The 22,661-nt window shown below is 59.3% G+C and carries 25 protein-coding genes; 16 read left to right on the top strand and 9 right to left on the bottom strand.

What is annotated here, in order from left to right; genetic code table 11:
- Positions 1-90: 90 nt before the first annotated feature.
- From CAF80_RS22050 to CAF80_RS22020, 7 genes are all read left to right on the top strand, one after another.
- Positions 91-660 (top strand): electron transport complex protein RnfA, encoded by a 570-nt coding sequence (locus CAF80_RS22050; protein WP_074688457.1) that lies wholly within the window; start codon positions 91-93, stop codon positions 658-660.
- Positions 657-1,871 (top strand): electron transport complex subunit RsxB, encoded by a 1,215-nt coding sequence (gene rsxB / locus CAF80_RS22045; RefSeq protein WP_074688459.1) that lies wholly within the window; start codon positions 657-659, stop codon positions 1,869-1,871. The genes CAF80_RS22050 and rsxB overlap by 4 nt, the downstream gene beginning before the upstream one ends.
- On the top strand, positions 1,858-2,841 hold the full coding sequence (locus tag CAF80_RS22040; protein ID WP_074688461.1) for an RnfABCDGE type electron transport complex subunit D: 984 nt from the start codon (positions 1,858-1,860) through the stop codon (positions 2,839-2,841). Before rsxB ends, CAF80_RS22040 begins: the two co-directional genes overlap by 14 nt.
- Positions 2,838-3,443: an RnfABCDGE type electron transport complex subunit G gene (locus CAF80_RS22035; protein ID WP_085667935.1), complete on the top strand. Its 606-nt coding sequence runs from the start codon at positions 2,838-2,840 to the stop codon at positions 3,441-3,443. Before CAF80_RS22040 ends, CAF80_RS22035 begins: the two co-directional genes overlap by 4 nt.
- A complete protein-coding gene (locus tag CAF80_RS22030; RefSeq protein ID WP_085667934.1) occupies positions 3,440-4,021 on the top strand; it encodes an Rnf-Nqr domain containing protein in 582 nt (193 codons plus the stop codon). Before CAF80_RS22035 ends, CAF80_RS22030 begins: the two co-directional genes overlap by 4 nt.
- On the top strand, positions 4,018-4,656 hold the full coding sequence (nth, locus tag CAF80_RS22025) for an endonuclease III (protein ID WP_039765852.1): 639 nt from the start codon (positions 4,018-4,020) through the stop codon (positions 4,654-4,656). Before CAF80_RS22030 ends, nth begins: the two co-directional genes overlap by 4 nt.
- Before the next feature lie 107 nt (positions 4,657-4,763).
- A complete protein-coding gene (locus CAF80_RS22020; protein WP_039765850.1) occupies positions 4,764-4,943 on the top strand; it encodes a PA3496 family putative envelope integrity protein in 180 nt (59 codons plus the stop codon).
- Between the two features lie 87 nt (positions 4,944-5,030).
- Here CAF80_RS22020 and CAF80_RS22015 read toward each other — a convergent pair whose 3' ends face one another.
- The gene (locus CAF80_RS22015) at positions 5,031-5,657 is read right to left on the bottom strand and encodes a response regulator transcription factor (protein ID WP_007953203.1); all 627 of its coding nucleotides are present in this window, start codon (positions 5,655-5,657) and stop codon (positions 5,031-5,033) included.
- A gap of 393 nt (positions 5,658-6,050) precedes the next feature.
- Here CAF80_RS22015 and CAF80_RS22010 point away from each other — a divergent pair, with 393 nt between their 5' ends.
- The gene (locus CAF80_RS22010) at positions 6,051-6,632 is read left to right on the top strand and encodes a hypothetical protein (RefSeq protein WP_039765847.1); all 582 of its coding nucleotides are present in this window, start codon (positions 6,051-6,053) and stop codon (positions 6,630-6,632) included.
- Positions 6,633-6,765: 133 nt separating this feature from the next.
- Here CAF80_RS22010 and CAF80_RS22005 read toward each other — a convergent pair whose 3' ends face one another.
- Both CAF80_RS22005 and CAF80_RS22000 read right to left on the bottom strand, forming a co-directional pair.
- On the bottom strand, positions 6,766-7,983 hold the full coding sequence (locus CAF80_RS22005; protein ID WP_007953201.1) for an argininosuccinate synthase: 1,218 nt from the start codon (positions 7,981-7,983) through the stop codon (positions 6,766-6,768).
- Positions 7,984-8,112: 129 nt separating this feature from the next.
- Complete coding sequence (locus tag CAF80_RS22000) at positions 8,113-9,021, bottom strand: OmpA family protein (protein ID WP_007953200.1); 909 nt, start codon at positions 9,019-9,021, stop codon at positions 8,113-8,115.
- Positions 9,022-9,181: 160 nt separating this feature from the next.
- Here CAF80_RS22000 and pyrC point away from each other — a divergent pair, with 160 nt between their 5' ends.
- Both pyrC and rnt read left to right on the top strand, forming a co-directional pair.
- Positions 9,182-10,228, top strand: a complete 1,047-nt coding sequence (gene pyrC, locus CAF80_RS21995) for a dihydroorotase (protein WP_039765844.1) — start codon at positions 9,182-9,184, stop codon at positions 10,226-10,228.
- Complete coding sequence (gene rnt / locus CAF80_RS21990; protein ID WP_007953196.1) at positions 10,225-10,899, top strand: ribonuclease T; 675 nt, start codon at positions 10,225-10,227, stop codon at positions 10,897-10,899. The genes pyrC and rnt overlap by 4 nt, the downstream gene beginning before the upstream one ends.
- Positions 10,900-10,973: 74 nt before the next feature.
- Here the strand turns inward: rnt and CAF80_RS21985 are convergent, their stop codons facing one another.
- The gene (locus CAF80_RS21985; RefSeq protein WP_007953195.1) at positions 10,974-11,576 is read right to left on the bottom strand and encodes a peroxiredoxin; all 603 of its coding nucleotides are present in this window, start codon (positions 11,574-11,576) and stop codon (positions 10,974-10,976) included.
- Between the two features lie 291 nt (positions 11,577-11,867).
- Between CAF80_RS21985 and CAF80_RS21980 the strand changes: the two genes are divergently transcribed.
- Both CAF80_RS21980 and bfr read left to right on the top strand, forming a co-directional pair.
- Positions 11,868-12,086: a bacterioferritin-associated ferredoxin gene (locus CAF80_RS21980; RefSeq protein ID WP_007953193.1), complete on the top strand. Its 219-nt coding sequence runs from the start codon at positions 11,868-11,870 to the stop codon at positions 12,084-12,086.
- Positions 12,087-12,285: 199 nt separating this feature from the next.
- On the top strand, positions 12,286-12,762 hold the full coding sequence (bfr, locus tag CAF80_RS21975; RefSeq protein ID WP_011335740.1) for a bacterioferritin: 477 nt from the start codon (positions 12,286-12,288) through the stop codon (positions 12,760-12,762).
- A gap of 106 nt (positions 12,763-12,868) precedes the next feature.
- Here bfr and grxD read toward each other — a convergent pair whose 3' ends face one another.
- The 3 genes from grxD to CAF80_RS21960 all read right to left on the bottom strand — a co-directional run bounded on the left by grxD (position 12,869) and on the right by CAF80_RS21960 (position 15,835).
- Positions 12,869-13,210, bottom strand: a complete 342-nt coding sequence (grxD, locus tag CAF80_RS21970; protein ID WP_039765841.1) for a Grx4 family monothiol glutaredoxin — start codon at positions 13,208-13,210, stop codon at positions 12,869-12,871.
- A 97-nt stretch (positions 13,211-13,307) separates the two neighbouring features.
- Complete coding sequence (locus CAF80_RS21965) at positions 13,308-15,413, bottom strand: molybdopterin oxidoreductase family protein (protein WP_074688467.1); 2,106 nt, start codon at positions 15,411-15,413, stop codon at positions 13,308-13,310.
- A 131-nt stretch (positions 15,414-15,544) separates the two neighbouring features.
- Positions 15,545-15,835: a hypothetical protein gene (locus tag CAF80_RS21960; RefSeq protein ID WP_039765836.1), complete on the bottom strand. Its 291-nt coding sequence runs from the start codon at positions 15,833-15,835 to the stop codon at positions 15,545-15,547.
- A 406-nt stretch (positions 15,836-16,241) separates the two neighbouring features.
- Between CAF80_RS21960 and argF the strand changes: the two genes are divergently transcribed.
- Positions 16,242-17,162, top strand: coding sequence for an ornithine carbamoyltransferase (argF, locus tag CAF80_RS21955; protein ID WP_039765834.1), 921 nt, complete (start codon positions 16,242-16,244; stop codon positions 17,160-17,162).
- Entirely contained in the window at positions 17,159-18,268 is a 1,110-nt protein-coding gene (locus tag CAF80_RS21950; protein WP_074688469.1) for an ABC transporter ATP-binding protein, read from the top strand. The genes argF and CAF80_RS21950 overlap by 4 nt, the downstream gene beginning before the upstream one ends.
- A gap of 49 nt (positions 18,269-18,317) precedes the next feature.
- Here the strand turns inward: CAF80_RS21950 and CAF80_RS21945 are convergent, their stop codons facing one another.
- Both CAF80_RS21945 and ybaK read right to left on the bottom strand, forming a co-directional pair.
- Positions 18,318-19,100: a PhzF family phenazine biosynthesis protein gene (locus CAF80_RS21945; RefSeq protein WP_074688471.1), complete on the bottom strand. Its 783-nt coding sequence runs from the start codon at positions 19,098-19,100 to the stop codon at positions 18,318-18,320.
- An 89-nt stretch (positions 19,101-19,189) separates the two neighbouring features.
- Positions 19,190-19,660 carry a Cys-tRNA(Pro) deacylase gene (gene ybaK, locus CAF80_RS21940; RefSeq protein WP_074688473.1) on the bottom strand — a complete coding sequence of 157 codons (471 nt, stop codon included), beginning with the start codon at positions 19,658-19,660 and terminating at the stop codon, positions 19,190-19,192.
- Between the two features lie 360 nt (positions 19,661-20,020).
- On the opposite strand from ybaK, the gene CAF80_RS21935 reads away from it, so the two are divergent.
- Positions 20,021-20,872: an MIP/aquaporin family protein gene (locus tag CAF80_RS21935; protein WP_039765828.1), complete on the top strand. Its 852-nt coding sequence runs from the start codon at positions 20,021-20,023 to the stop codon at positions 20,870-20,872.
- 78 nt (positions 20,873-20,950) lie between these two features.
- Positions 20,951-22,453 (top strand): glycerol kinase GlpK, encoded by a 1,503-nt coding sequence (glpK, locus tag CAF80_RS21930; RefSeq protein ID WP_039765827.1) that lies wholly within the window; start codon positions 20,951-20,953, stop codon positions 22,451-22,453.
- The last annotated feature ends 208 nt before the right edge of the window (positions 22,454-22,661 follow it).

The raw sequence follows: 22,661 nt of genomic DNA, 5'->3' as shown, positions 1-22,661 counted from the left end.
TGTGGGATTTTTCATATCTGGCCCGCCCTTCACGGCTGCCGGATAATGCCTAACCTTAAATGACACACGCCCGCTTCCACCGGCAGACCCATGACCGAACTCGTGCTTACGCTCTTCAGTGCTGCGCTGATCAACAACTTCGTGTTGCACTGGCCGCTGGGCGTCGATCCGCTGATGGCGGGCGAACGCCGTCAGGTGCACGCGCTGGGGCTGGCGACGTTGTGTCTGATGCTGCTTGTCGGTGTGGCGGGTTACGTGCTCTGGCATTGGCTGCTGGTGCCGTTGCAACTGGAATTCCTGCGCCTGTTTGTGTTTATGCCGTTGAGCATCTTGCTGATCACGCCGTTGCTGAAGCTGTTGGCTTATTGGCTCCCCGCGCTGCCATTCGATGGTTTGTGGCCGCTGCTGCTGGGCAATGCCGGAGTGCTGGGACTGACGCTGATCAACGCGCAAGCGGACACGGGTCTGTTGCATGCGACAGCGCTGAGCCTTGGCGCCGGTCTGGGTTTCTGGCTGGTGTTGAGCCTGTTCAACGATTTGCGCGAGCGCACGGCCGACAACGATATTCCCCTGCCCTTTCGTGGCCTGCCGATCCTGTTGATCGGCGCCGGACTGATGGCCGTGGCTTTTCTCGGATTCAGTGGACTGATCAAAACATGAGTCTGATTCAACGCATCGATGCCTTGCTGCCGCAGACCCAATGCGGCAAGTGCGGCCATCCCGGATGCAAACCCTACGCTGAGGGCATCGCCAACGGCGAGCCGATCAACAAGTGCCCGCCGGGTGGCGACGAAACCATCGCGGCGCTGGCCGAACTGTTGAAAATCCCGGTGCTGGAGCTGGACATCAGTCGCGGTTCGGCGCCGCCGCAAGTGGCCTATATCCGCGAGGCCGAATGCATCGGCTGCACCAAGTGCATCCAGGCCTGCCCGATCGACGCCATCGTCGGCGCGGCAAAACTGATGCACACGGTCATCATCGACGAATGCACCGGCTGCGATCTATGCGTGGCGCCATGCCCGGTCGACTGCATCGAGATGCATCCACTGCCGCTGGGCACGCTGCCGGTAGTGGGTGGCCTGGCCACCAGCCTTGAAGAACAACAGGCTCGTGCAGCCAAACGTGATCACGCCCGCCAGCGCTTCGAACGGCGCAACGCTCGCCTGCAACGCGAAGAACAGCAGAAGCAGGCCGAACGCGAAGCCCGGGCGCAGCGCGCGGCCCAGGTCGAAGTCGCCGCCACCACGCTCGATCCGGTGCAGGCGGCGCTGGAACGGGTCCGCGCACAAAAAGCCGCGACCGCCGATGCTGCGCTGAAAAAAGCCAAGATCGACGTGGCCATGAGCCGGGCGCAATTGAACAAGTCGCTCAAGGCATTCGGTCATCCGCCGACCTTCGATCAGCAATCGCAATTGATCGTCCTGCAACAGCAATTCGAAGCGGCCGAACAGGCACTGGCGAAGCTGGAAAGCAACGCGGCACCTGCACCCGTCGTGGCCGCCCCGGCAAAGGACGCCGATCTGAAACGGGCAAAAATCCAGCTGGCGATGCGCCGCGCCGAGCTGAAAAAGGCACAAACCGCAGAGGCCACGCCAGCCGAGATCGCCGCGCTGGAGCAAGCGCTGCATGACGCCGAACGGGCGCTGCACAATGCCGAAGCCACCAGCGATCAACCGGCGCCCGAGCTGGTGCGTGTCGAGAAACGTCCGATCGACGCCCAGCTTCGTCAGCTGAAAACCGAACTGGCTTACGCTCGCGCCGACCTTGACAAACTGCAACGGCGCGACGGCACGCCCGCCGACATCCTCGAAAAGGCCCGCGCCCGCCTGCAAGAAGCAGAGCGGCAGGTACAAGCCCATGTCATCCCTTGAAACCAGAGACGAACGCCTGCAACAGGCAATGAAGCTGGTTTTGCTGGCGACATTGCCGGGGTTGCTGGCGCTGTTTTGGTTTTACGGTTGGGGCGTGTTGATCAACCTGGTCCTGTCCGTCGTCACGGCTTTGGGTGTCGAAGCCGCTGTGGCTCATCTGCGCCAGCAACCGCTGCAATTCACCTTGACCGATGGCAGCGCGGTGGTCAGCGCCACGCTGCTGGCGATCGCGCTGCCGCCCTATTGCCCGTGGTGGCTGACGGTCACGGCCATCGCCTCCGGCCTGCTGCTGGGCAAACATCTGTACGGTGGTGTGAGCCGAAACCCGTTCAATCCGGCCATGCTCGGCTTCGCCTTGGCCATGGTGATGTTCCCTCAACCGATGACCCACTGGCCGGCCCACGGCATGGAGCTGACGGCGGCTTTTGGCCAGGTGTTCAATCTTGGCGCCCAGCCGGATGCCTGGGTTCAGGCCACCGCGCTGGACAGTGTGCGCATCAATAAAAGCCTGACCATGGATGAATTGTTTGCCGGTAATCCGGCATTCGGTCGCTTTGGCGGGCACGGCGTTGAATGGATCAATCTGGCGTTCCTCGCCGGTGGACTGTTTTTGTTGCAGCGTCGAGTGTTTGGCTGGCACGCGCCGGTCGGCATGCTCGCCAGCCTGTTCGTGATCAGCCTGTTGTGCTGGAACGGTTCGGGATCGGACTCCCACGGCTCGCCACTGTTTCACCTGCTGAGCGGCGCGACCATGCTCGGGGCGTTCTTCATCATCACTGAACCGGTGTCGGGGGCGAAGAGTCCGCTCGCCCGCCTGCTGTTCGGCATCGGCGTGGGGCTGCTGACGTACGTGATTCGCACCTGGGGTGGTTACCCCGACGGCGTGGCGTTTGCGGTGCTGTTGATGAACCTGTGCGTGCCGGCGCTGGAGCGCTTCGCGATGGCCCGTCAGACGCAGGTGACGCCATGAACCGAACGAGCAGCCTGATCACACTGGCGTTGATTGGCGCGCTTGGTATCGGCTTGACATGGCTGGTGCAGCGCAGCAACGCGCCGCAGATCGCCGCCGAACAGCGGCTGCTTGAGAGTCGCAAGTTGCTGGACGTGCTGCCGGTCGACACTTACGACAATCTGCCGCTTGAACAACCTCTGACGCTGACCGACATCAACCTGAGCCACAGTCTGTTGCTGGGCGGTTATCGGGCGAGCAAAAGCGGCCAACCTGTAGCGGTGCTGTTGCGCAGCCAGACCCAAGGTTATGCCGGCAATATCGAGTTGCTGATTGCCATCGACGCCAAAGGCCGATTGCTCGGCGTGAAAACTCTTGAGCAAAACGAAACACCTTCGCTGGGTGGGCATATCGGTGACTGGCCAAATAGCTGGCTTCAGACCTTTGGCGGAAAGTCGAGCAACCAACCGACGGACGCCGGATGGGCCTTGAAGAAGGATCAGGGGCAATTCGACCAGATCGCGGGCGCAACCATTACGTCTCGCGCGGCGATCAATGCCATCCACGATGCCCTGCGTTACTTCGATGAACACCGGACGACTCTGCTCGGGAGCGCGCCGTGAATACGTCAGCGACTCTGTCGAACTCAATGATGCTGGTGCTGTTGATCGGCACCACCGACTCCGTGGCGGCTGCGCTGGCGACTCTGTTGATGTTCACCGTTATCGTGGGCGTTTACGGTTTGTGCATGGCACCGCTGCGCTCGCGCCTGAGCAGCGAGAGCCTGTTGCCGGTCAGCCTGGTGCTGGCCGCGACCCTGGCGGGCTGCGCCGATATTGTTCTGCAACGCGGTGCGCTGCAGTGGCATCAATTGATCAGTCTTTATGCCGGGTTGATTGGCTTGCAGTGCGTTGTGCTGGAGCACAATGGATTTTTTCGCCAGCCTGTACGTGAACGTCTGAAACAGTGCGGGCTGTTCGTCGCTCTGATGATTGCGCTTGCGATGTTGCGTGAGCTGATCGGTCAGGGCAGCATCGGCCATCATTTGTCGGAACACTGGCAAGGTTTGATTCTGTTCGGTGACGGTCTGCATTTCACAACGCTGGCTCCCGGCGCCTTCATATTGCTTGGACTGTTACTGGCTGCCCGTCAGGCCTGGGCTCGCCCTGCCGACCTACCCGAGGAAACGCATCACCCATGAATGCCGCAAAACGTCTGGAGATCTTCCGCCGGTTTCACGAGGACAACCCCGAACCCAAGACCGAGCTGGCCTATTCTTCGCCTTTCGAACTGTTGATCGCAGTGATTCTGTCCGCGCAATCGACTGACGTCGGGGTGAACAAGGCGACGGCCAAACTGTTCCCGGTGGCGAATACGCCGGCGGCCATTCACGCGTTAGGCGTTGAAGGTCTGTCCGAATACATCAAGACCATCGGCCTCTATAACAGCAAGGCCAAAAACGTGATCGAGACCTGCCGCCTGCTGGTCGAGCTGCACAATGGCGAAGTCCCGCAGACTCGCGAAGAACTGGAAGCCTTGCCGGGCGTTGGCCGCAAAACCGCCAATGTCGTGCTCAACACTGCGTTCCGACAGTTGACCATGGCCGTTGACACCCACATTTTCCGGGTCAGCAACCGCACCGGCATTGCACCGGGAAAAAATGTGGTCGAGGTGGAAAAGAAGCTGATGAAGTTCGTGCCAAAGGAATACCTGCTCGACTCGCACCACTGGCTCATTCTTCACGGACGCTATGTGTGTCTGGCACGCAAGCCCCGCTGTGGCAGCTGTCGGATCGAAGATTTGTGCGAGTACAAGCACAAGACTTCCGACGATTGAGCGGCTATTGGAGTTATTGATTTATCGATTGAAAAAATCTTTTTTACCATCTGCTGGAATATCGATATAAGGGGCGCCAAAGGCAGTCTTAGCCTGGAGTTGACCTTATGACTGACAGCAAAGAACAACTGGATGTAGACGACGATTTCATCGCTGCCGAAGCCGAAGACGCCGAACCGGTGGTTGAAGTTGCCAAGACCAATCTCAGCAAGCGCCGAACCATCGACAACCTGCTTGAGGAGCGCCGGTTGCAGAAGCAATTGGCCGATTACGATTTTGATCTCTGACATTTGAAAGCCTCCCGAAACGGAGGCTTTTCTCTTTTTGCTACTCGCTGATTCTGATCCGCCCATGATCCGTCAGCCACTGAAACCTCAGACCAGGCCGTTGCGCTGCGCCAGTTCGATCAGATCCACCAGCGAGCGCGCATTGAGCTTTAAAAGCAATCGGGTCTTGTAGGTACTCACGGTCTTGTTACTGAGGAACATCCCGTCGGCAATTTCCTTGTTGGTCTTGCCGCGCGCCAGTTGCTGCAAAACCATCATTTCCCGCCCCGACAGACGATCGACCATATCGGCCTCGCTGGCATTTCCCAGGCTGGTCCGCACGGTATGCAACGCCTGGTTCGGAAAGTAACTGTATCCGGACAGAACCGCCTTGATGGCGCTCAACAACTCTGTCAGGTCCTGTTGTTTGCAAACATAACCCGCCGCCCCCGACTGCATGCAGCGCATGGAAAAGTGCCCAGGCGACTGGGATGTCAGCACAAGTACTTTCAACGGCATCGCGCTTGTCGTAAGGCGCGCAATGACTTCCAGTCCATCCAGTTTCGGTATGCCGATATCCAGTATTACGATATCCGGCATCTGATCACGGGCAAGTTGTAATGCATCCACTCCATTGTCGGTTTCTGCAATGACTTCGTAGCCATGACGTTCCATCAGCATACGCACCGCAAGACGAATGACGGGGTGATCATCCACGATCAGCACTTTATTCATGGGCAAGTCCAGTTTCGCTGTTCGAATTTTTAGAACCGGCACAATAACGCAGTCATTTCACTCATGGCATGGAGAAGTTCATTCACACCGGCATCAAAAGACACCTCCTACAGCCAATAAAGATTATTCCTACAGAAAAGGACCACCGGAAAAAATTACAGCCTGGTGAGAACCTAAAGCCCGCACCCACCGTTCGCAACGTGACAACACTTTGACAAGCTATCAAAAACAACCCACCAAAAAAATAAAAACCTGAAACAACATACCTGTATTAATTTAACCATATTTCAGATAAACACCAGCTAACTAGCGCAGCATCATCAATCTAACACCCAGCTATACAAACCACTAGAAACCCCCACGACGAGAACAGCAACTTCATGAGTAGAACACATGTTAAAAACCAAAAGAAAGATCACCAACCCTATAAGCGTCATTGCCATATTTGCATTGATAACCGAGACCTCGGCAGCGGTCTCCCTGCCCTTTCTCGATAACGAAGAGCGGAAGATCTACATCTGGCTTCTGATCAGCTTTCCTTTCTTCCTGGCGTTCCTGTTCTTCATAACTCTTAACTTCAACTATCGCTCCCTTTATGCACCATCAGACTTTGAAAACGACAACAATTTTTTAAAGGCATTCGAGGAAACTTCATCCCACTTGCAGGGAACAACCACACAGCCCGGTATAGAATTACACACAGTAAAAATACACAAGTCGTTCACTACGCTATATATCTTGGATATCAGGGGAGGAAATGTCGAACTTGACATAGCCGCGCTATTGGAAAAAATCCCGCCCCCCTCCAAGCATTCACTCAGAATATTCCTGTTCCTGATCCACTCGATACCGGACACTCCATTAACAGAAGACGTCTTCAAATCGTTTAAACAGGGAAAGAAAGGCGCCGGAACTACCTACTGCATTTCTTACGACGTGGATTCAATGAGCATGATCCAGGTGGAAAAGGTTTGAACGCGCCGCAGGAAGCGGGCACAGCAAAAGCAGCGATAATATTTATCCGGATCAGTTTGAAGAAGGGAGTACCCAGAAACACAAAGGCCTTGTCTTACGACAAGGCCTTTGTTTCACATCCGGACCGAATGACTCAGAACAGCTTGCGGCCCTTGTTGGCTGCGATGCGCATGCGCAATGCGTTGAGCTTGATGAAGCCCGCCGCATCGGCCTGGTTGTAGGCGCCGCCATCTTCTTCGAAGGTCGCAATGTTGGCGTCGAACAGCGAATCGTCGGACTTGCGGCCGGTCACGATCACGTTGCCCTTGTACAGCTTGAGGCGCACAACGCCGTTCACGTTGACCTGGGAAGCGTCGATCATCTGTTGCAACATCAGACGCTCAGGGCTCCACCAGTAGCCGGTGTAGATCAGGCTGGCGTATTTCGGCATCAGCTCGTCTTTGAGGTGAGCGACTTCGCGGTCCAGGGTGATCGATTCGATGGCGCGGTGAGCGCGCAGCATGATGGTGCCGCCCGGGGTTTCGTAGCAGCCACGGGACTTCATGCCGACGTAACGGTTCTCGACGATGTCGAGACGGCCGATGCCGTGCTCGCCACCGATCTTGTTCAGGGTCGCCAGTACGGTGGCCGGGGTCATTTCGACGCCGTCCAGCGCGACGATGTCGCCGTTGCGGTAGGTCAGTTCCAGGTATTGCGGAGTGTCAGGAGCCTTCTCCGGGGAGACGGTCCAGCGCCACATGTCTTCTTCGTGCTCGGTCCAGGTGTCTTCCAGCACGCCGCCTTCATAGGAGATGTGCAGCAGGTTGGCGTCCATCGAGTACGGGGATTTCTTCTTGCCGTGACGCTCGATCGGGATCGCGTGCTTCTCGGCGTAGTCCATCAGCTTCTCGCGGGACAGCAGGTCCCACTCGCGCCATGGAGCAATTACTTTCACGCCTGGCTTGAGTGCATAGGCACCCAGTTCGAAACGCACCTGGTCGTTGCCTTTGCCGGTGGCGCCGTGGGAAATGGCGTCGGCGCCGGTTTCGTTGGCGATTTCGATCAGACGCTTGGCGATCAGCGGACGCGCGATGGAAGTACCCAGCAGGTACTCGCCTTCGTAAACGGTGTTGGCGCGGAACATCGGGAACACGAAGTCACGCACGAATTCTTCGCGCAGGTCGTCGATGTAGATTTCTTTGACGCCCATGGCCTGCGCCTTGGCGCGAGCCGGCTCGACCTCTTCGCCCTGACCCAGGTCAGCGGTGAAGGTCACGACTTCACAGTTATAAGTATCCTGCAGCCACTTGAGGATCACCGAAGTGTCCAGGCCGCCGGAATACGCCAGAACGACCTTGTTTACGTCCGCCATGCCATCACTCCACGGGGTTCTACGGAAAGCCGAGGAGTCTACCGCTCAAACGCGATAATTTACAGAGGCGCGACAGCTTAAGACGACAAAGCGACAGAATCTGTCGAGAGGGCGACGATGACCGGAAGGTCAGGAAGTCGCCGCCGTGTTGGCAGGCGTGCTGGCCTGGGGCGCCGGAGCAGTGGTCGGTGCCACTCGCGCCAGGTGCACGTTGACCCGGCGGTTCTTGGCCCGGTTGGCGGCATTGGTGTTCGGCACCAACGGGTAGCGCTCACCATGGAAACGCACGGTGATCTGCGATTCCTGAATGCCATTGGCCTTGAAGAAATCAACCACGGCCAGCGCACGGCGGCGCGACAATTCACGATTGGTCAGGCGATTGCCGCTGTTATCGGAGTGGCCATCGAGTTCGATGTGATTGACCGTCGGATCGGCCTTCATGTACTCGAGCATCACTTGCAGCTTGGCCTTGGCGGCGGCGTCCAGTTCGATGCCTTCGCCGGGGAAACCAATTTGCGATTGTTTGACCTGATCGAAATTCTGCGGGAGCAGTTTCGCCACGCAGGTCTGGTAGTCATTAAAAGCCTTGCTGAACTTGACCGGCAGCAGGCGCACTTCAGACACCCGACCATCGCCCGAGGCCCGGCGCACCACGGGGCTGCGACCGTCCATCAAACCGCTGATCAGTTGCCCGGCCTGGGATTGAGAACTGTTGAACAGCACGTTGCCGCTGCCCAGTCGAACCGTGCCCAGATTGATATCGCCACGACCCGGCTGCCACGGCGCAGCCGCCGCCAGCAAGGTCGCCGAACCGCCGCCAAGCATGGCGTTGTAGGCGTTCAGGCGAAAGGTCGCCTGCTCGCCGGCCTTGCGCACGAATTGCCCCGAGCCGAAGTCGGTGATCGGCTGCGTCAGACGGCACTCGAACTTGTCGCCCTCGACCGTCCACTCAATGTTCTCCAGACGGGTCTGGTAAGTCAGTGCCATCGCGGGAAGGCTGGCAAACACACTGAGCAAGGCTAAATATCGCTGGCGCACGGGAGGCTCCATTGGCTTCTACAACGAAAAAGACCGAGACATACATCTTTACGGCATACCTATGGGATATCGGACGCTCGTCGCAAAACTTGATAGCGAGTGCCTGCAAGAGTCTTTTCCGGTAGCATTCGCCTCAGTTTGACCCGCCTGGAATCCCCTCATGTCCGACCGCCTGACCCTGCTGCGTCCCGACGACTGGCACATTCATCTTCGCGATGGTGCCGTGTTGACCAATACCGTTGCGGATGTCGCGCGCACCTTTGGTCGCGCCATCATCATGCCCAACCTGGTACCTCCGGTGCGCAACGCCGCTGAAGCCGACGGCTATCGCCAGCGGATTCTCGCTGCCCGCCCGGCCGGCAGTCGTTTCGAGCCGCTGATGGTGCTGTACCTCACCGACCGCACCCAGCCCGAAGAAATCCGTGAGGCCAAGGCCAGCGGTTTCGTGCACGCCGCCAAGCTTTATCCGGCCGGCGCCACCACCAACTCCGATTCCGGGGTCACCAGCATCGACAAGATTTTCCCGGCGCTGGAAGCCATGGCCGAAGTCGGCATGCCGCTGTTGATCCACGGCGAAGTCACCCGTGGCGACGTCGACGTGTTCGACCGCGAGAAAATCTTCATCGATGAGCACATGCGTCGCGTGGTCGAGCGTTTCCCGACGCTGAAAGTGGTGTTCGAACACATCACCACCGGCGACGCCGTGCAGTTCGTCAACGAGGCTTCGGCCAACGTCGGCGCGACCATCACCGCGCATCACCTGCTGTACAACCGCAACCACATGCTGGTGGGCGGGATTCGGCCGCACTTCTATTGCCTGCCGATCCTCAAGCGCAATACGCACCAGGAAGCCCTGCTCGACGCCGCCACCAGCGGCAGCGCGAAGTTCTTCCTCGGTACCGACTCGGCACCGCACGCCCAGCACGCCAAGGAAGCCGCCTGCGGCTGCGCCGGCTGCTACACCGCGTACGCCGCCATCGAGCTGTATGCCGAAGCCTTCGAACAGCGCAATGCGCTGGACAAGCTCGAAGCCTTCGCCAGCCTCAACGGCCCGCGTTTCTATGGCCTGCCGGCGAACACCGATCGCATCACCCTGGTTCGTGACGAATGGACCGCCCCGACCAGCCTGCCTTTCGGCGAGCTGACCGTTATCCCGCTGCGCGCCGGTGAAAAACTGCGCTGGCGCCTGCTGGAGGAACACGCGTGAGTGAAGACCATTTCGACGACGAACTGGACGGTCAAGGTGGCGGCGGTTCGCGCCACCCAATGGCAGCACGCTTTCGCGGCTACCTGCCGGTTGTCGTCGACGTAGAAACCGGTGGCTTCAACTCGGCCACCGACGCTCTGCTGGAGATTGCCGCGACCACCATCGCCATGGATGAAAAGGGTTTCGTCTACCCGGATCACACCTACTTCTTCCGCGTCGAGCCGTTCGAAGGCGCCAACGTTGAAGCGGCGGCACTGGAGTTCACCGGGATCAAGCTCGATCACCCGTTGCGCATGGCCGTCAGCGAAGAAACGGCGCTGACCGACATCTTCCGTGGCGTGCGCAAGGCCTTGAAGGCCAACGGCTGCAAACGGGCGATTCTGGTCGGCCACAACAGCAGCTTCGATCTGGGCTTCCTCAACGCGGCCGTCGCGCGGCTGGACATGAAGCGCAATCCGTTCCACCCGTTCTCCAGCTTCGACACCGCAACCCTCGCCGGCCTGGCCTACGGTCAAACCGTATTGGCCAAGGCCTGTCAGGCCGCCGACATCGACTTCGACGGCCGTGAAGCGCACTCCGCGCGTTACGACACCGAGAAGACGGCCGAGCTGTTCTGCGGCATCGTCAACCGCTGGAAACAGATGGGCGGCTGGGAAGACTTCGACGACTGAGGGTCGCCGGGTTGAATCCCGCACATGAAAAAACCGGCTCAAGAGCCGGTTTTTTTGTACCTCGACGTTGCGCCTTACAGGGCAGCAGCGTTCTCGGTCAGGTAAGCCGCAACGCCTTCTGGCGAAGCGTTCATGCCTTTGTCGCCTTTTTTCCAGTTGGCAGGGCAGACTTCGCCGTGCTCTTCGTGGAATTGCAGCGCGTCAACCAGACGGATCAGCTCTTCCATGTTACGGCCCAGCGGCAGGTCATTGACGATCTGCGAGCGGACAACGCCTTTGTCGTCGATCAGGAACGCGCCACGGAAAGCCACGCCGCCTTCGGACTCAACGTCGTAGGCCTTGGCGATGTCGTGCTTCATGTCGGCAGCCATGGTGTATTTCACCTGACCGATGCCGCCATTGTTGACCGGGGTGTTGCGCCAGGCGTTGTGGGTGAAGTGCGAGTCGATCGACACGGCAATCACTTCAACGTTGCGAGCCTTGAAGTCGGCCATGCGGTTGTCCAGAGCAATCAGCTCGGACGGGCAGACGAAGGTGAAGTCCAGCGGGTAGAAGAACACCAGGCCGTATTTGCCTTTGATGGCCGAGGACAGGGTGAAGCTGTCAACGATCTCGCCATTGCCGAGTACGGCCGGGACGGTGAAGTCAGGGGCTTGTTTGCCTACGAGTACGCTCATTGATATCTCCTGGTGTAGAAACTTGAAGTTCAGGGTTCGGGCCAGCCTGCCACCCTCAGGCGACAGCCCTGTGACACGAACCCCCTTCGCAAGGGCCGACCATCATACACTGCGTTTTTCGACTGTCCTTAAAGGTTTTTCGCGAAATCCCGGCTGGCATTCAGCCATGTACCACCGTTCGTCAGTCACAGCCGTTGGCGATGAAAACCCTTCGGAAAGCACTTTGACAATCATTCTCGTTAACATTAAGATCCATCGCAATTGAGTCACAACCAGCGACGGTTCTCACTTATGTATGTTTGCCTCTGCACTGGCGTCACCGACGGACAAATCCGCGAAGCGATCTATGAAGGTTGCTGCAGCTATAAAGAAGTCCGTCAGGCCACCGGCGTCGCCAGCCAATGCGGCAAATGCGCGTGCCTGGCGAAGGAAGTGGTTCGCGAAACCCTGACCAAGCTGCAAACCGCCCAGGCTGCGATCCCCTACCCGGCAGAATTTACAGCCGCGTAATTATCCCGAATTTGAAGAACCGGACTTATGTCCGGTTTTTTTATGCCTGAAAATCAATTGCTTAGCGCCCAGACGCGGAACACAAACATTCTTATTCCGATTAATTTTCATTTATTATTCAATAACTTAGGTTTGACACTTATAAATACCAAGCTCAAACTCTGCCTTATATACCGTTACTTAGGGCAGGACTCCCATCATGAAAGGCGACGTAACAGTCATCCAGCATCTCAACAAGATCCTTGCCAATGAGCTGGTCGCGATCAATCAGTACTTCCTGCATGCACGCATGTATGAAGATTGGGGCCTGAACAAGCTCGGCAAACACGAGTACCACGAATCCATCGACGAGATGAAGCACGCGGACAAGCTGATCAAGCGCATCCTGTTCCTTGAAGGCCTGCCGAACGTGCAGGATCTGGGCAAGCTGCACATCGGCGAGCACACCAAGGAAATGCTGGAGTGCGACCTGCGTATCGAGAAGACCGGCCATGCCGACCTCAAGGCCGCCATCGCCCACTGCGAATCCGTCGGTGACTTCGGCAGCCGCGAACTGCTCGAAGACATCCTCGAATCCGAAGAGGAACACATCGACTGGCTGGAAACCCAACTGGGCCTGATCGATAAAGTAGGTCTTGAGAACTATCTGCAATCGCAGATGGGCGAAGACGAGTAATCAGCCAGCGCTAAACTCGAGACACTAAAAAGCCCCGCCCTCTTTCGAGAGGCGGGGCTTTTTATTGCCCGGACTTCAGACTCGCCGAAATCCGGGCAGAAGCCAATCAGGCTTCGGACTTGGCCGCAGCAGCCTTGGCGGATGCTTCCTTGACCAGAGTCTGCAGCTCACCGTTGGCGAACATTTCAGCCATGATGTCGCTGCCGCCGACCAGTTCACCGGCTACCCACAGCTGCGGGAAAGTCGGCCAGTTGGCGTACTTCGGCAGGTTGGCGCGGATTTCCGGGTTCTGCAGGATGTCGACGTAGGCGAACTTCTCGCCACAGCCCATCACAGCCTGCGCAGCTTTCGCGGAGAAGCCACACTGCGGGGCATTCGGCGAGCCTTTCATGTAAAGCAGAATGGTGTTGTTGGCAATCTGCTCTTTAATCGTTTCGATGATATCCATGGAGCACCTCGGCTGAACTTTCCGACTCATGGGTCGGCACGGTGGCGCATTGTAACGGAATCCCGAGCGCCCTGCTCGGTCTCCCCGACAGACTTGCTCAAGCCGCCGCCACCGTCACCGGCACACCATTGAGCGCCGCATTGCCTGACAGCTCGTCGAGCTGGCATTCATCGGTCAGGTCATTGGCGCTGGAGCCGGGTTGGCCGCTGGCAATCGCCATCTGCACACCCGGACGGGCGTGGCCCCATCCGTGCGGCAGGCTGACCACGCCTTTCATCATGTCGGCACTGCCCAGCACCTCGACCTCGATCTGCCCGACCCGTGAACTGACCCGCACGAGCTGCCCGTCACTTAGCCCGCGACTGGCGAGATCGGCCGGGTTCATCAGCAACTGATGACGCGGCTTGCCCTTCACCAATCGATGGTAATTGTGCATCCACGAATTGTTGCTGCGCACATGACGGCGGCCGATCATCAACAGCTCATCGGCGGCCGGCGCCTGCAACGCGGCGAAGCGCGCCAGGTCGGCGAGGATTTCCGGCGGCGCCGCCTGAACTCGTTGATTGGCGGTCTTCAATCGCGGTGTCAGGTTGGGCTTCAGTGCTCCCAGATCAACGCCGTGCGGATGATCAAACAGCGTCGCCAGCGACAATTTGTACTCCGACGCATCGCCATAGGCGCCCATGCGCAATCCCATATCGATCATCTTCGCCGGCGGCATCGTCGGTTTCAGCTCCTTGCCGGTCTTCGCGGCAAAGGCCTTGGCCAGGCCGACGAAGATCTCCCAGTCGTGCAGTGCCCCCTCGGGTTTGGCGAGGATTGCCCGGTTGAAACGGCTGACGTTGCGCACGGCGAACAGGTTGAAGGTGGTGTCGTAGTGATCGTTTTCCAGCGCCGAAGTCGACGGCAGGATCAGGTCGGCGTAACGGGTGGTTTCGTTGATATACAGGTCGACGCTGACCATGAACTCCAGCCCGTCCAGGGCCTGCTCCAGCTGCCGGCCATTGGGCGTGGACAACACCGGGTTACCGGCCACGGTGATCAACGCGCGAATCTGCCCCTCGCCTTCGGTGAGCATCTCTTCGGCCAGCGCCGAGACCGGCAACTCGCCGCCGTATTCAGGACGCCCGGACACGCGGCTCTGCCATTTATTGAAGTGCCCGCCCGAAGTCGACGCCACCAGATCCACCGCAGGCTCGGTGCACAAGGCACCGCCGACGCGGTCCAGGTTGCCGGTGACCAGATTGATCAACTGCACAACCCAATGGCACAGCGTGCCAAAGGCCTGAGTGGAAACACCCATCCGGCCATAACAAACAGCGCTTGGCGCGGCGGCGAAGTCCCGGGCCAGTTGGCGGATCTGTTCGGCGGGAACGGCGCACAACGGGCTCATGGCTTCGGCGGTGAAACCCGCTACCGCCGCGCGGACTTCGTCCATACCGTCCACCGGCAGATGACTGTCCGAAGTCAGGCCCTCGGCGAAAAGAGTATTGAGCACACCAAACAGCAACGCCGCGTCGCCACCCGGACGCACGAACAGATGCTGATCAGCCATCGCCGCCGTCTCGCTGCGCCGAGGATCGATCACCACCACTTTGCCGCCCCGGGCCTGAATCGCCTTCAGACGCTTCTCGACATCCGGCACGGTCATGATGCTGCCATTGGATGCCAGCGGATTGCCGCCCAGGATCAGCATGAAATCGGTGTGATCAATGTCCGGAATCGGCAGCAGCAGGCCGTGGCCGTACATCAGGTAGCTGGTCAGGTGATGGGGCAGCTGATCGACCGACGTCGCCGAATAGCGGTTGCGGGTTTTCAACAGACCGAGGAAGTAATTGCTGTGGGTCATCAGCCCGTAGTTATGCACGCTGGGATTGCCCTGATACACGGCGACCGCGTTCTGCCCATGACGCTCCTGAATCGCCGAGAGTTTTTCGGCGACCAGCTCGAACGCTTCGTCCCACTCGATGGGCAACCATTCGCTGCCGACCCGGCGCATCGGCTGGCGCAGGCGATCCGGATCGTTCTGGATGTCTTGCAGCGCCACGGCCTTGGGGCAGATGTGCCCACGACTGAACGTGTCCTGAGCATCGCCCTTGATCGAGGTGATTTGCACCTGACCGTCAGTTTCGGTGGTTTCGATGGTCAAGCCGCAGATGGCTTCACACAGGTGGCAGGCACGGTGATGGAGAGTCTTGGTCATGGCCAGTCTCTGTCTTGTTCTGGGCAGGCAATCACGCCTGCGGGAACAAAACTATGGCCCGCAGCCCGATGCAGCGCCAGCGACGTTCGTCTTGTGAATCGGCGGCCATCAGGCCGGCCGATAGACCCGCGTCAGTTCGCCGGAAGCTGTGGCGGTGCGGCCAGCTGGATTTCCTGGATGGTCTCTATCTGCTCGTGGGCGATGTGGACGCCGGTGAGTTCGCCGATCAGTCGCCAATGCTCGTCGAGCCCGGCGCTGATGGTCGCCATACGGTCGATCATCTGTCGACTGGCGGCCTTGACCACGTCGTCTTCGCTGCGCATCAGTTCGAAGGACATCGAGGTCATCGAGGCGGTGAGGTGGGTCAATGAGCGTGCCGTGTGGCCCAGCAGTTCCATTAACAGTTTTTCTTTCGATTCCATGCGGAGGCTTCCTGCGTCGCTCGTGATTTATTTATAACCCAGCACTTTGCTTTAGCAAATGTTTCAACCTGCGCATCCGACCAAGCGAACCGGTGCCTCACCGGTCGCAAACCGACCAGAGCGCTGCCATCCCCGCCGCGCCGGATTGCCAAGCCCGGTGGGGCCAGTGTACAAATACCTCGCTGCCCTCTCGAAAACTGACCGGAAATCACAGTGTTCGCACTGCTGACATCCCGGCGCATTTCTGCAAAAACCGTAGCCTATTGGAAAAACGCGACATTTAGTGTCAATATCGCGCCTTCCCCTATTTCGTCGCCCCCGTGCGGCTTACGCCGCAGGTCTCGCCCGTTGTTCCGATAAACAAGGCTTTGAGCATCTGCGGTTTGTAGCAAAAAGGTAGTCAATGATGAGCGCAAGGCACTTTCTCTCCCTGATGGATTGCACGCCCGAAGAGCTGGTCAGCGTGATCCGTCGAGGCGTTGAGCTCAAGGACCTGCGTAACCGCGGCGTACTGTTCGAGCCTCTGAAAAACCGCGTCCTGGGGATGATCTTCGAGAAGTCCTCGACCCGCACACGCATCTCCTTCGAAGCCGGCATGATCCAGCTCGGCGGCCAGGCGATCTTCCTGTCGCCGCGCGACACCCAACTGGGCCGTGGCGAGCCGATCGGCGACTGCGCCATCGTCATGTCGAGCATGCTCGACGCGGTGATGATCCGTACCTTTGCCCACAGCACCCTGACCGAATTCGCCGCCAACTCCCGCGTGCCGGTGATCAACGGCCTGTCCGATGACCTGCATCCGTGTCAGTTGCTGGCCGACATGCAGACGTTCCTCGAACACCGCGGCTCGATCCAGGGCAAGACTGTGGCCTGGATCGGCGACGGCAACAACATGTGCAACAGCTATATAGAAGCGGCGATCCAGTTCGACTTCCAGTTGCGCGTGGCCTGCCCTGAAGGCTATGAGCCGAATCCTGAATTCGTGGCCAAGGCCGGTGACCGCGTGACCATCGTCCGCGACCCGAAAGACGCCGTGCGCGGCGCGCACCTGGTCAGCACCGATGTCTGGACCTCCATGGGCCAGGAAGAGGAGACCGCCAAGCGCCTGAAGCTGTTTGCGCCGTTTCAGGTCAACCGTGCCCTGCTCGACCTGGCAGCCGATGACGTGCTATTCATGCACTGCCTGCCCGCTCACCGCGGTGAGGAAATCAGCCTCGACCTGCTCGATGACCCGCGCTCCGTCGCCTGGGATCAGGCAGAAAACCGTCTCCACGCACAGAAGGCCCTGCTCGAGTTCCTTGTCGAACCGGCATATCACCACGCATGAGTCATGAATTACTGCTGAACCTGCGCAACCTCGCTTGCGGCTATCAAGATCAACGTGTGGTGCAGAACCTCAATCTGCACCTCAACGCCGGTGACATCGGCTGCCTGCTTGGCTCCTCCGGCTGCGGCAAGACCACCACCCTGCGTGCGATTGCCGGTTTCGAACCGGTGCACGAAGGGGAAATTTCTCTCGGCGGTGAGGTCATCTCCAGCGCCGGTTTTACCCTCGCCCCGGAAAAACGCCGGATCGGCATGGTGTTCCAGGACTACGCGCTGTTCCCGCACCTGAGTGTCGCGGACAACATCGCCTTCGGTATCCGCAAACACCCGAACAAGGAGCGCGTGACCGAGGAGCTGCTGGAACTGGTCAACCTGAAGAACCTCGGCAAACGCTTCCCCCATGAGCTGTCGGGCGGCCAGCAACAACGTGTCGCCCTCGCCCGCGCCCTGGCGCCGGAGCCGCAACTGTTGTTGCTCGACGAGCCGTTCTCCAACCTCGATGGCGAGTTGCGCCGCAAGCTCAGCCACGAAGTGCGCGACATCCTCAAGACCCGTGGCACCAGTGCAATTCTGGTGACTCACGATCAGGAAGAAGCCTTCGCCGTCAGCGATCACGTCGGTGTATTCAAGGAAGGCCGGCTGGAGCAGTGGGACACGCCGTACAACCTCTATCACGAGCCGGCGACACCGTACGTGGCCAGTTTTATCGGTCAGGGTTACTTCATTCGCGGCCAGCTCGGCAGCCCGGAGTCGGTGCAGACCGAACTCGGTGAACTGCGCGGCAATCGCGCCTACACCTGGCCGATCGGTGGCGCGGTGGATGTGCTGCTGCGTCCGGACGACATCGTTTACGCGCCGGACAGTTCGCTGAAAGCGCGGATCGTCGGCAAGACCTTCCTCGGCGCTTCGACCCTGTATCGCCTGCAACTGCCGACCGGCGCACAGCTGGAATCGATCTTCCCGAGCCACGCCGATCATCAGGTGGGAGCGGATGTCGGGATTCGTGTGGCGGCGGAACATCTGGTGCTGTTCCAGGCTTCCGGCAGCACCGCTGCGCAGATTCCGGCGCTGGAAAACGGCGTTCGCCGTTACAGTACTGCGCACTGATCTGCACACAAACAACGAGGGAGCCTGATGGCTCCCTTATTTTTTGCTCTCAGCCCAGCATCAATGTGCCGCTGGCCACCAGCGTCGCATTGCCGCCGATCTTCACCCGCTCGCCTTCCAACCGACAAAACAGCTCGCCGCCCCGCGCCGAGCGCTGGCATGCAGTGAGGCTGGATTTGCCCAGACGTTTCGACCAGTACGGAATCAGGCTGCAGTGGGTCGAACCGGTCACCGGGTCCTCATTGATACCGATGGCCGGAGCGAAATAGCGCGAGACAAAATCATGCTGATTGCCCCGGGCGGTGACGATCGCACCCAACCACGGCAGCTTGGCGAGGGCGACCATGTCCGGCTGGCAATCGAGCACCGCCTGCTCGGACTCCAGCACCACAAACAGCTCGTTGGAACTCAGAACGTCCACCGCCTGAACATTCAGCGCCCGCTCGATCTCCACGGTGACACCTTTCTCAACCGCTTCGATGGCCGGGAAATCCAGCCACAACCGGCCGCCTTCGCGGCTGACGCTTAACGACCCGGACTTGCAGGTGAAGTCCAGACGCTCGGCGTTTTCCTTATAGATCTCGAACAGCACGTAGGCGCTGGCCAGGGTCGCATGACCACACAGCGGCACCTCGGTGGTCGGCGTGAACCAGCGGATGTGCCATGCCTGCCCCTCGCGCACCAGAAACGCGGTTTCCGCCAGATTGTGCTCGGCGGCGATCTTCTGCATCAGGTCGTCCGCGAGCCACGCGTCGAGCCGATAGACCATTGCCGGATTGCCACTGAACGGCCGATCACTGAACGCGTCGACCTGATGAAACTCGAGCTGCATAACCTTCTCCCTGTGTCAGTCGAACGAGCATGCAGCGCCGGCCGGATCCGCGCCAGTGACAGTGCCGGCCAATTTTCTTCATACAGACATCAAGGGCGACCGATGTCGGCAAATTTCGCCTGGGTGTGCTCTGCCAAAACCGCCGGCGCCAGCTCCACTTCCAGCCCGCGCCGACCGGCGCTGACATAAATGCTCGCAAAAGGCTGGGCCGAATTATCGATGAAGGTACGCAGGCGTTTTTTCTGCCCCAGCGGGCTGATGCCGCCCAGCAGGTAACCGGTGGAGCGTTGCGCGGCGGCCGGGTCGGCCATTTCGACTTTTTTCACGCCGGCGGCGTGGGCAAGCCCCTTGAGGTCGAGACTTCCGACGACCGGCACCACCGCCACCAGCAACTCTCCCTTCTCACTGGCTGCCAGCAGCGTCTTGAACACCTGCGCCGGATCGAGCCCCAGTTTCTCCGCGGCCTCCAGGCCGTACGACGCGGCCTTCGGGTCATGTTCGTAACTGTGCACGCGATGTTCGGCACGAACTTTTTTCAACAAGTCCAACGCAGGGGTCATGGCAGCTCCGGGCTCGGCAGTGGCAAAAAATCCTGCGGCGGATTTTAGGCCATCGTTGGGCAAAAGGCTCTACCACGCGCCACGTTTCCCGGGGTTTGCAGGCCAGTAACAACCGCGCAGGCCGGGTGACCCGCAGGATCATTCACGTGACTGATAGTTTATTTGTGACTGGCGGTTCACTTTCGACCTTTGACAGGTTTGTTTCTTGTCTATATTTTTTCGAATCTGAATAATGTAAGAATTATCGTCATCGCGGCACCCAGCAGTAAACCGGGAACAGGATGGGGATCCTGCCTCGGCGAAAATCGCGCCTTGCCCTGTCGGCAACGCGCCAGACAACAACAAAAACCGAGGTTTTCAATGACAACTGCGTTACAGCAACCATCGCTCTCGAGCCAGTGCCTGGCCGAGTTTCTGGGCACTGCACTCCTGATCTTTTTCGGTACGGGTTGTGTCGCCGCGCTCAAGGTCGCGGGCGCCAGCTTCGGTCTTTGGGAAATCAGCATCATCTGGGGCGTCGGCGTCAGCATGGCGATCTACCTCACCGCCGGCGTTTCCGGTGCGCACCTGAACCCCGCCGTCAGTATTGCTCTGAGCATTTTTGCCGACTTCGAAAAGCGCAAACTGCCGTTCTACATTCTGGCCCAGATCGCCGGTGCCTTCTGCGGCGCGCTGCTGGTTTACACGCTGTACAGCAACCTGTTCTTCGATTTCGAACAAACTCACCATATGGTTCGTGGCACTGAAGCCAGCCTGGAATTGGCGTCGGTGTTCTCCACCTTCCCGAACCCTGCGCTATCGACTGCCCAGGCGTTCCTGGTCGAGGTGATCATCACCGCGATCCTGATGGGCGTGATCATGTCCCTGACCGACGATAACAACGGCCTGCCGAAAGGCCCGCTGGCGCCGCTGCTGATCGGTCTGCTGATTGCCGTGATCGGCAGCTCAATGGGCCCGCTGACCGGTTTCGCGATGAACCCGGCCCGGGACTTCGGTCCGAAACTGATGACTTTCTTCGCCGGCTGGGGTGAAATTTCCTTCACTGGCGCACGTGAAATCCCGTACTTCCTGATTCCGATTTTTGCACCGATTGTCGGTGCCTGCCTCGGCGCTGCCGGGTATCGCGGGCTGATTGCCCGTCACCTGACCGGCGTCACACCTGCTACAAAGGATGCAGAACCGGCCATTGACGGCAAACCAAGAACTTCTTGAAACAGTCGGCGCGGGCTCCTGCCCTTATAGAGCCCGCGCCACGGCCCACTCTCCTTTATTTCGTCCAAGGCAATCGACATGACCGACATTCAGAACAAGAACTACATCATTGCCCTCGATCAGGGTACGACCAGCTCCCGCGCGATCATTTTCGACCGCGACGCGAACGTGGTCTGCACCGCACAACGGGAATTCGCCCAGCATTACCCGCAAGCCGGTTGGGTCGAACACGATCCGATGGAAATCTTCGCCACCCAGAGCGCAGTGATGGTCGAAGCGCTGGCCCAGGCCGGCCTGCATCACGATCAGGTCGCCGCCATCGGCATCACCAACCAGCGTGAAACCACCGTGGTCTGGGACAAGACCACCGGCCGGCCGGTGTACAACGCGATCGTCTGGCAATGCCGCCGCAGCACCGAGATCTGCCAGCAGCTCAAGCGCGACGGTCATGAAGACTACATCCGCGACACCACAGGCCTGGTCACCGATCCGTACTTCTCCGGCACCAAACTGAAGTGGATCCTCGACAACGTCGAAGGCAGCCGTGAGCGCGCGCGCAACGGCGAATTGCTGTTCGGCACCGTCGACAGCTGGCTGATCTGGAAATTTACTGGCGGCAAGGTCCACGTCACCGACTACACCAACGCCTCGCGCACCATGCTCTTCAACATCCACACGCTGGAGTGGGACGCGAAGATGCTGGAGATCCTCGACATCCCGCGCGAGATGCTGCCGGAAGTCAAAGCATCCTCGGAAATCTACGGCCGCACCAAAAGCGGCATTGCTATCGGCGGTATCGCCGGCGACCAACAGGCAGCGCTGTTCGGTCAGATGTGCGTCGAGCCGGGCCAGGCAAAAAACACCTACGGCACCGGTTGCTTCCTGCTGATGAACACCGGCGACAAAGCGGTGAAATCCCAGCACGGCATGCTCACCACCATTGCCTGCGGCCCGCGCGGCGAAGTGGCTTACGCCCTGGAAGGCGCAGTGTTCAACGGCGGTTCGACCGTACAGTGGCTGCGCGATGAACTGAAAATCGTCAACGACGCCCACGACACCGAATACTTCGCCAATAAAGTGAAGGACAGCAACGGCGTGTATCTGGTGCCAGCCTTCACCGGCCTCGGCGCGCCCTACTGGGACCCGTATGCCCGTGGCGCCCTGTTCGGCCTGACCCGTGGCGTGCGTGTGGATCACATCATCCGCGCTGCGCTGGAATCGATTGCCTACCAGACCCGCGACGTCCTCGACGCCATGCAACAGGACTCCGGCGAACGCCTCAAGGCCCTGCGTGTGGATGGCGGTGCGGTGGCGAACAACTTCCTTATGCAATTCCAGGCCGACATCCTCGGCACTCAAGTCGAACGTCCGAAAATGCGCGAGACCACGGCGCTCGGCGCAGCTTATCTGGCTGGCCTGGCTTGCGGTTTCTGGGGCAGCCTGGAAGAACTGCGCGGCAAAGCGGTGATCGAACGCGAGTTCGAACCGAGCCTGGACGAAGCGGCCAAAGAGAAGCTCTATAAAGGCTGGAAAAAAGCCGTCAGCCGTACCCGTGATTGGGAACGTGAAGACGCTGAATAAGCCAGTCTGAGGACTGACTAAGGCTGGTCCAAACAGCGTGAAAGCGTAGCGAGCGAAGGCAAGACAAGGCAAAAACAGGCGAGGACGCGGAGTTTACGGGTTTGTAAATGAGCAGTCCGAGCCTGTTTTTAACGCAGGATTGCCGAGCGCAGTAGCTTTCACGTTGTTTGGAAACTGGTAGGGAGCGGATTCCTGCGTCATCATGGGC

It is taken from the genome of Pseudomonas sp. B34(2017), assembly GCF_002112915.1.
Classification (GTDB): Bacteria; Pseudomonadota; Gammaproteobacteria; order Pseudomonadales; family Pseudomonadaceae; genus Aquipseudomonas; species Aquipseudomonas pharyngis.
Note: the sequence above shows the minus strand (reverse complement) of the source record. Positions and strands in the feature narration are given on the sequence as shown.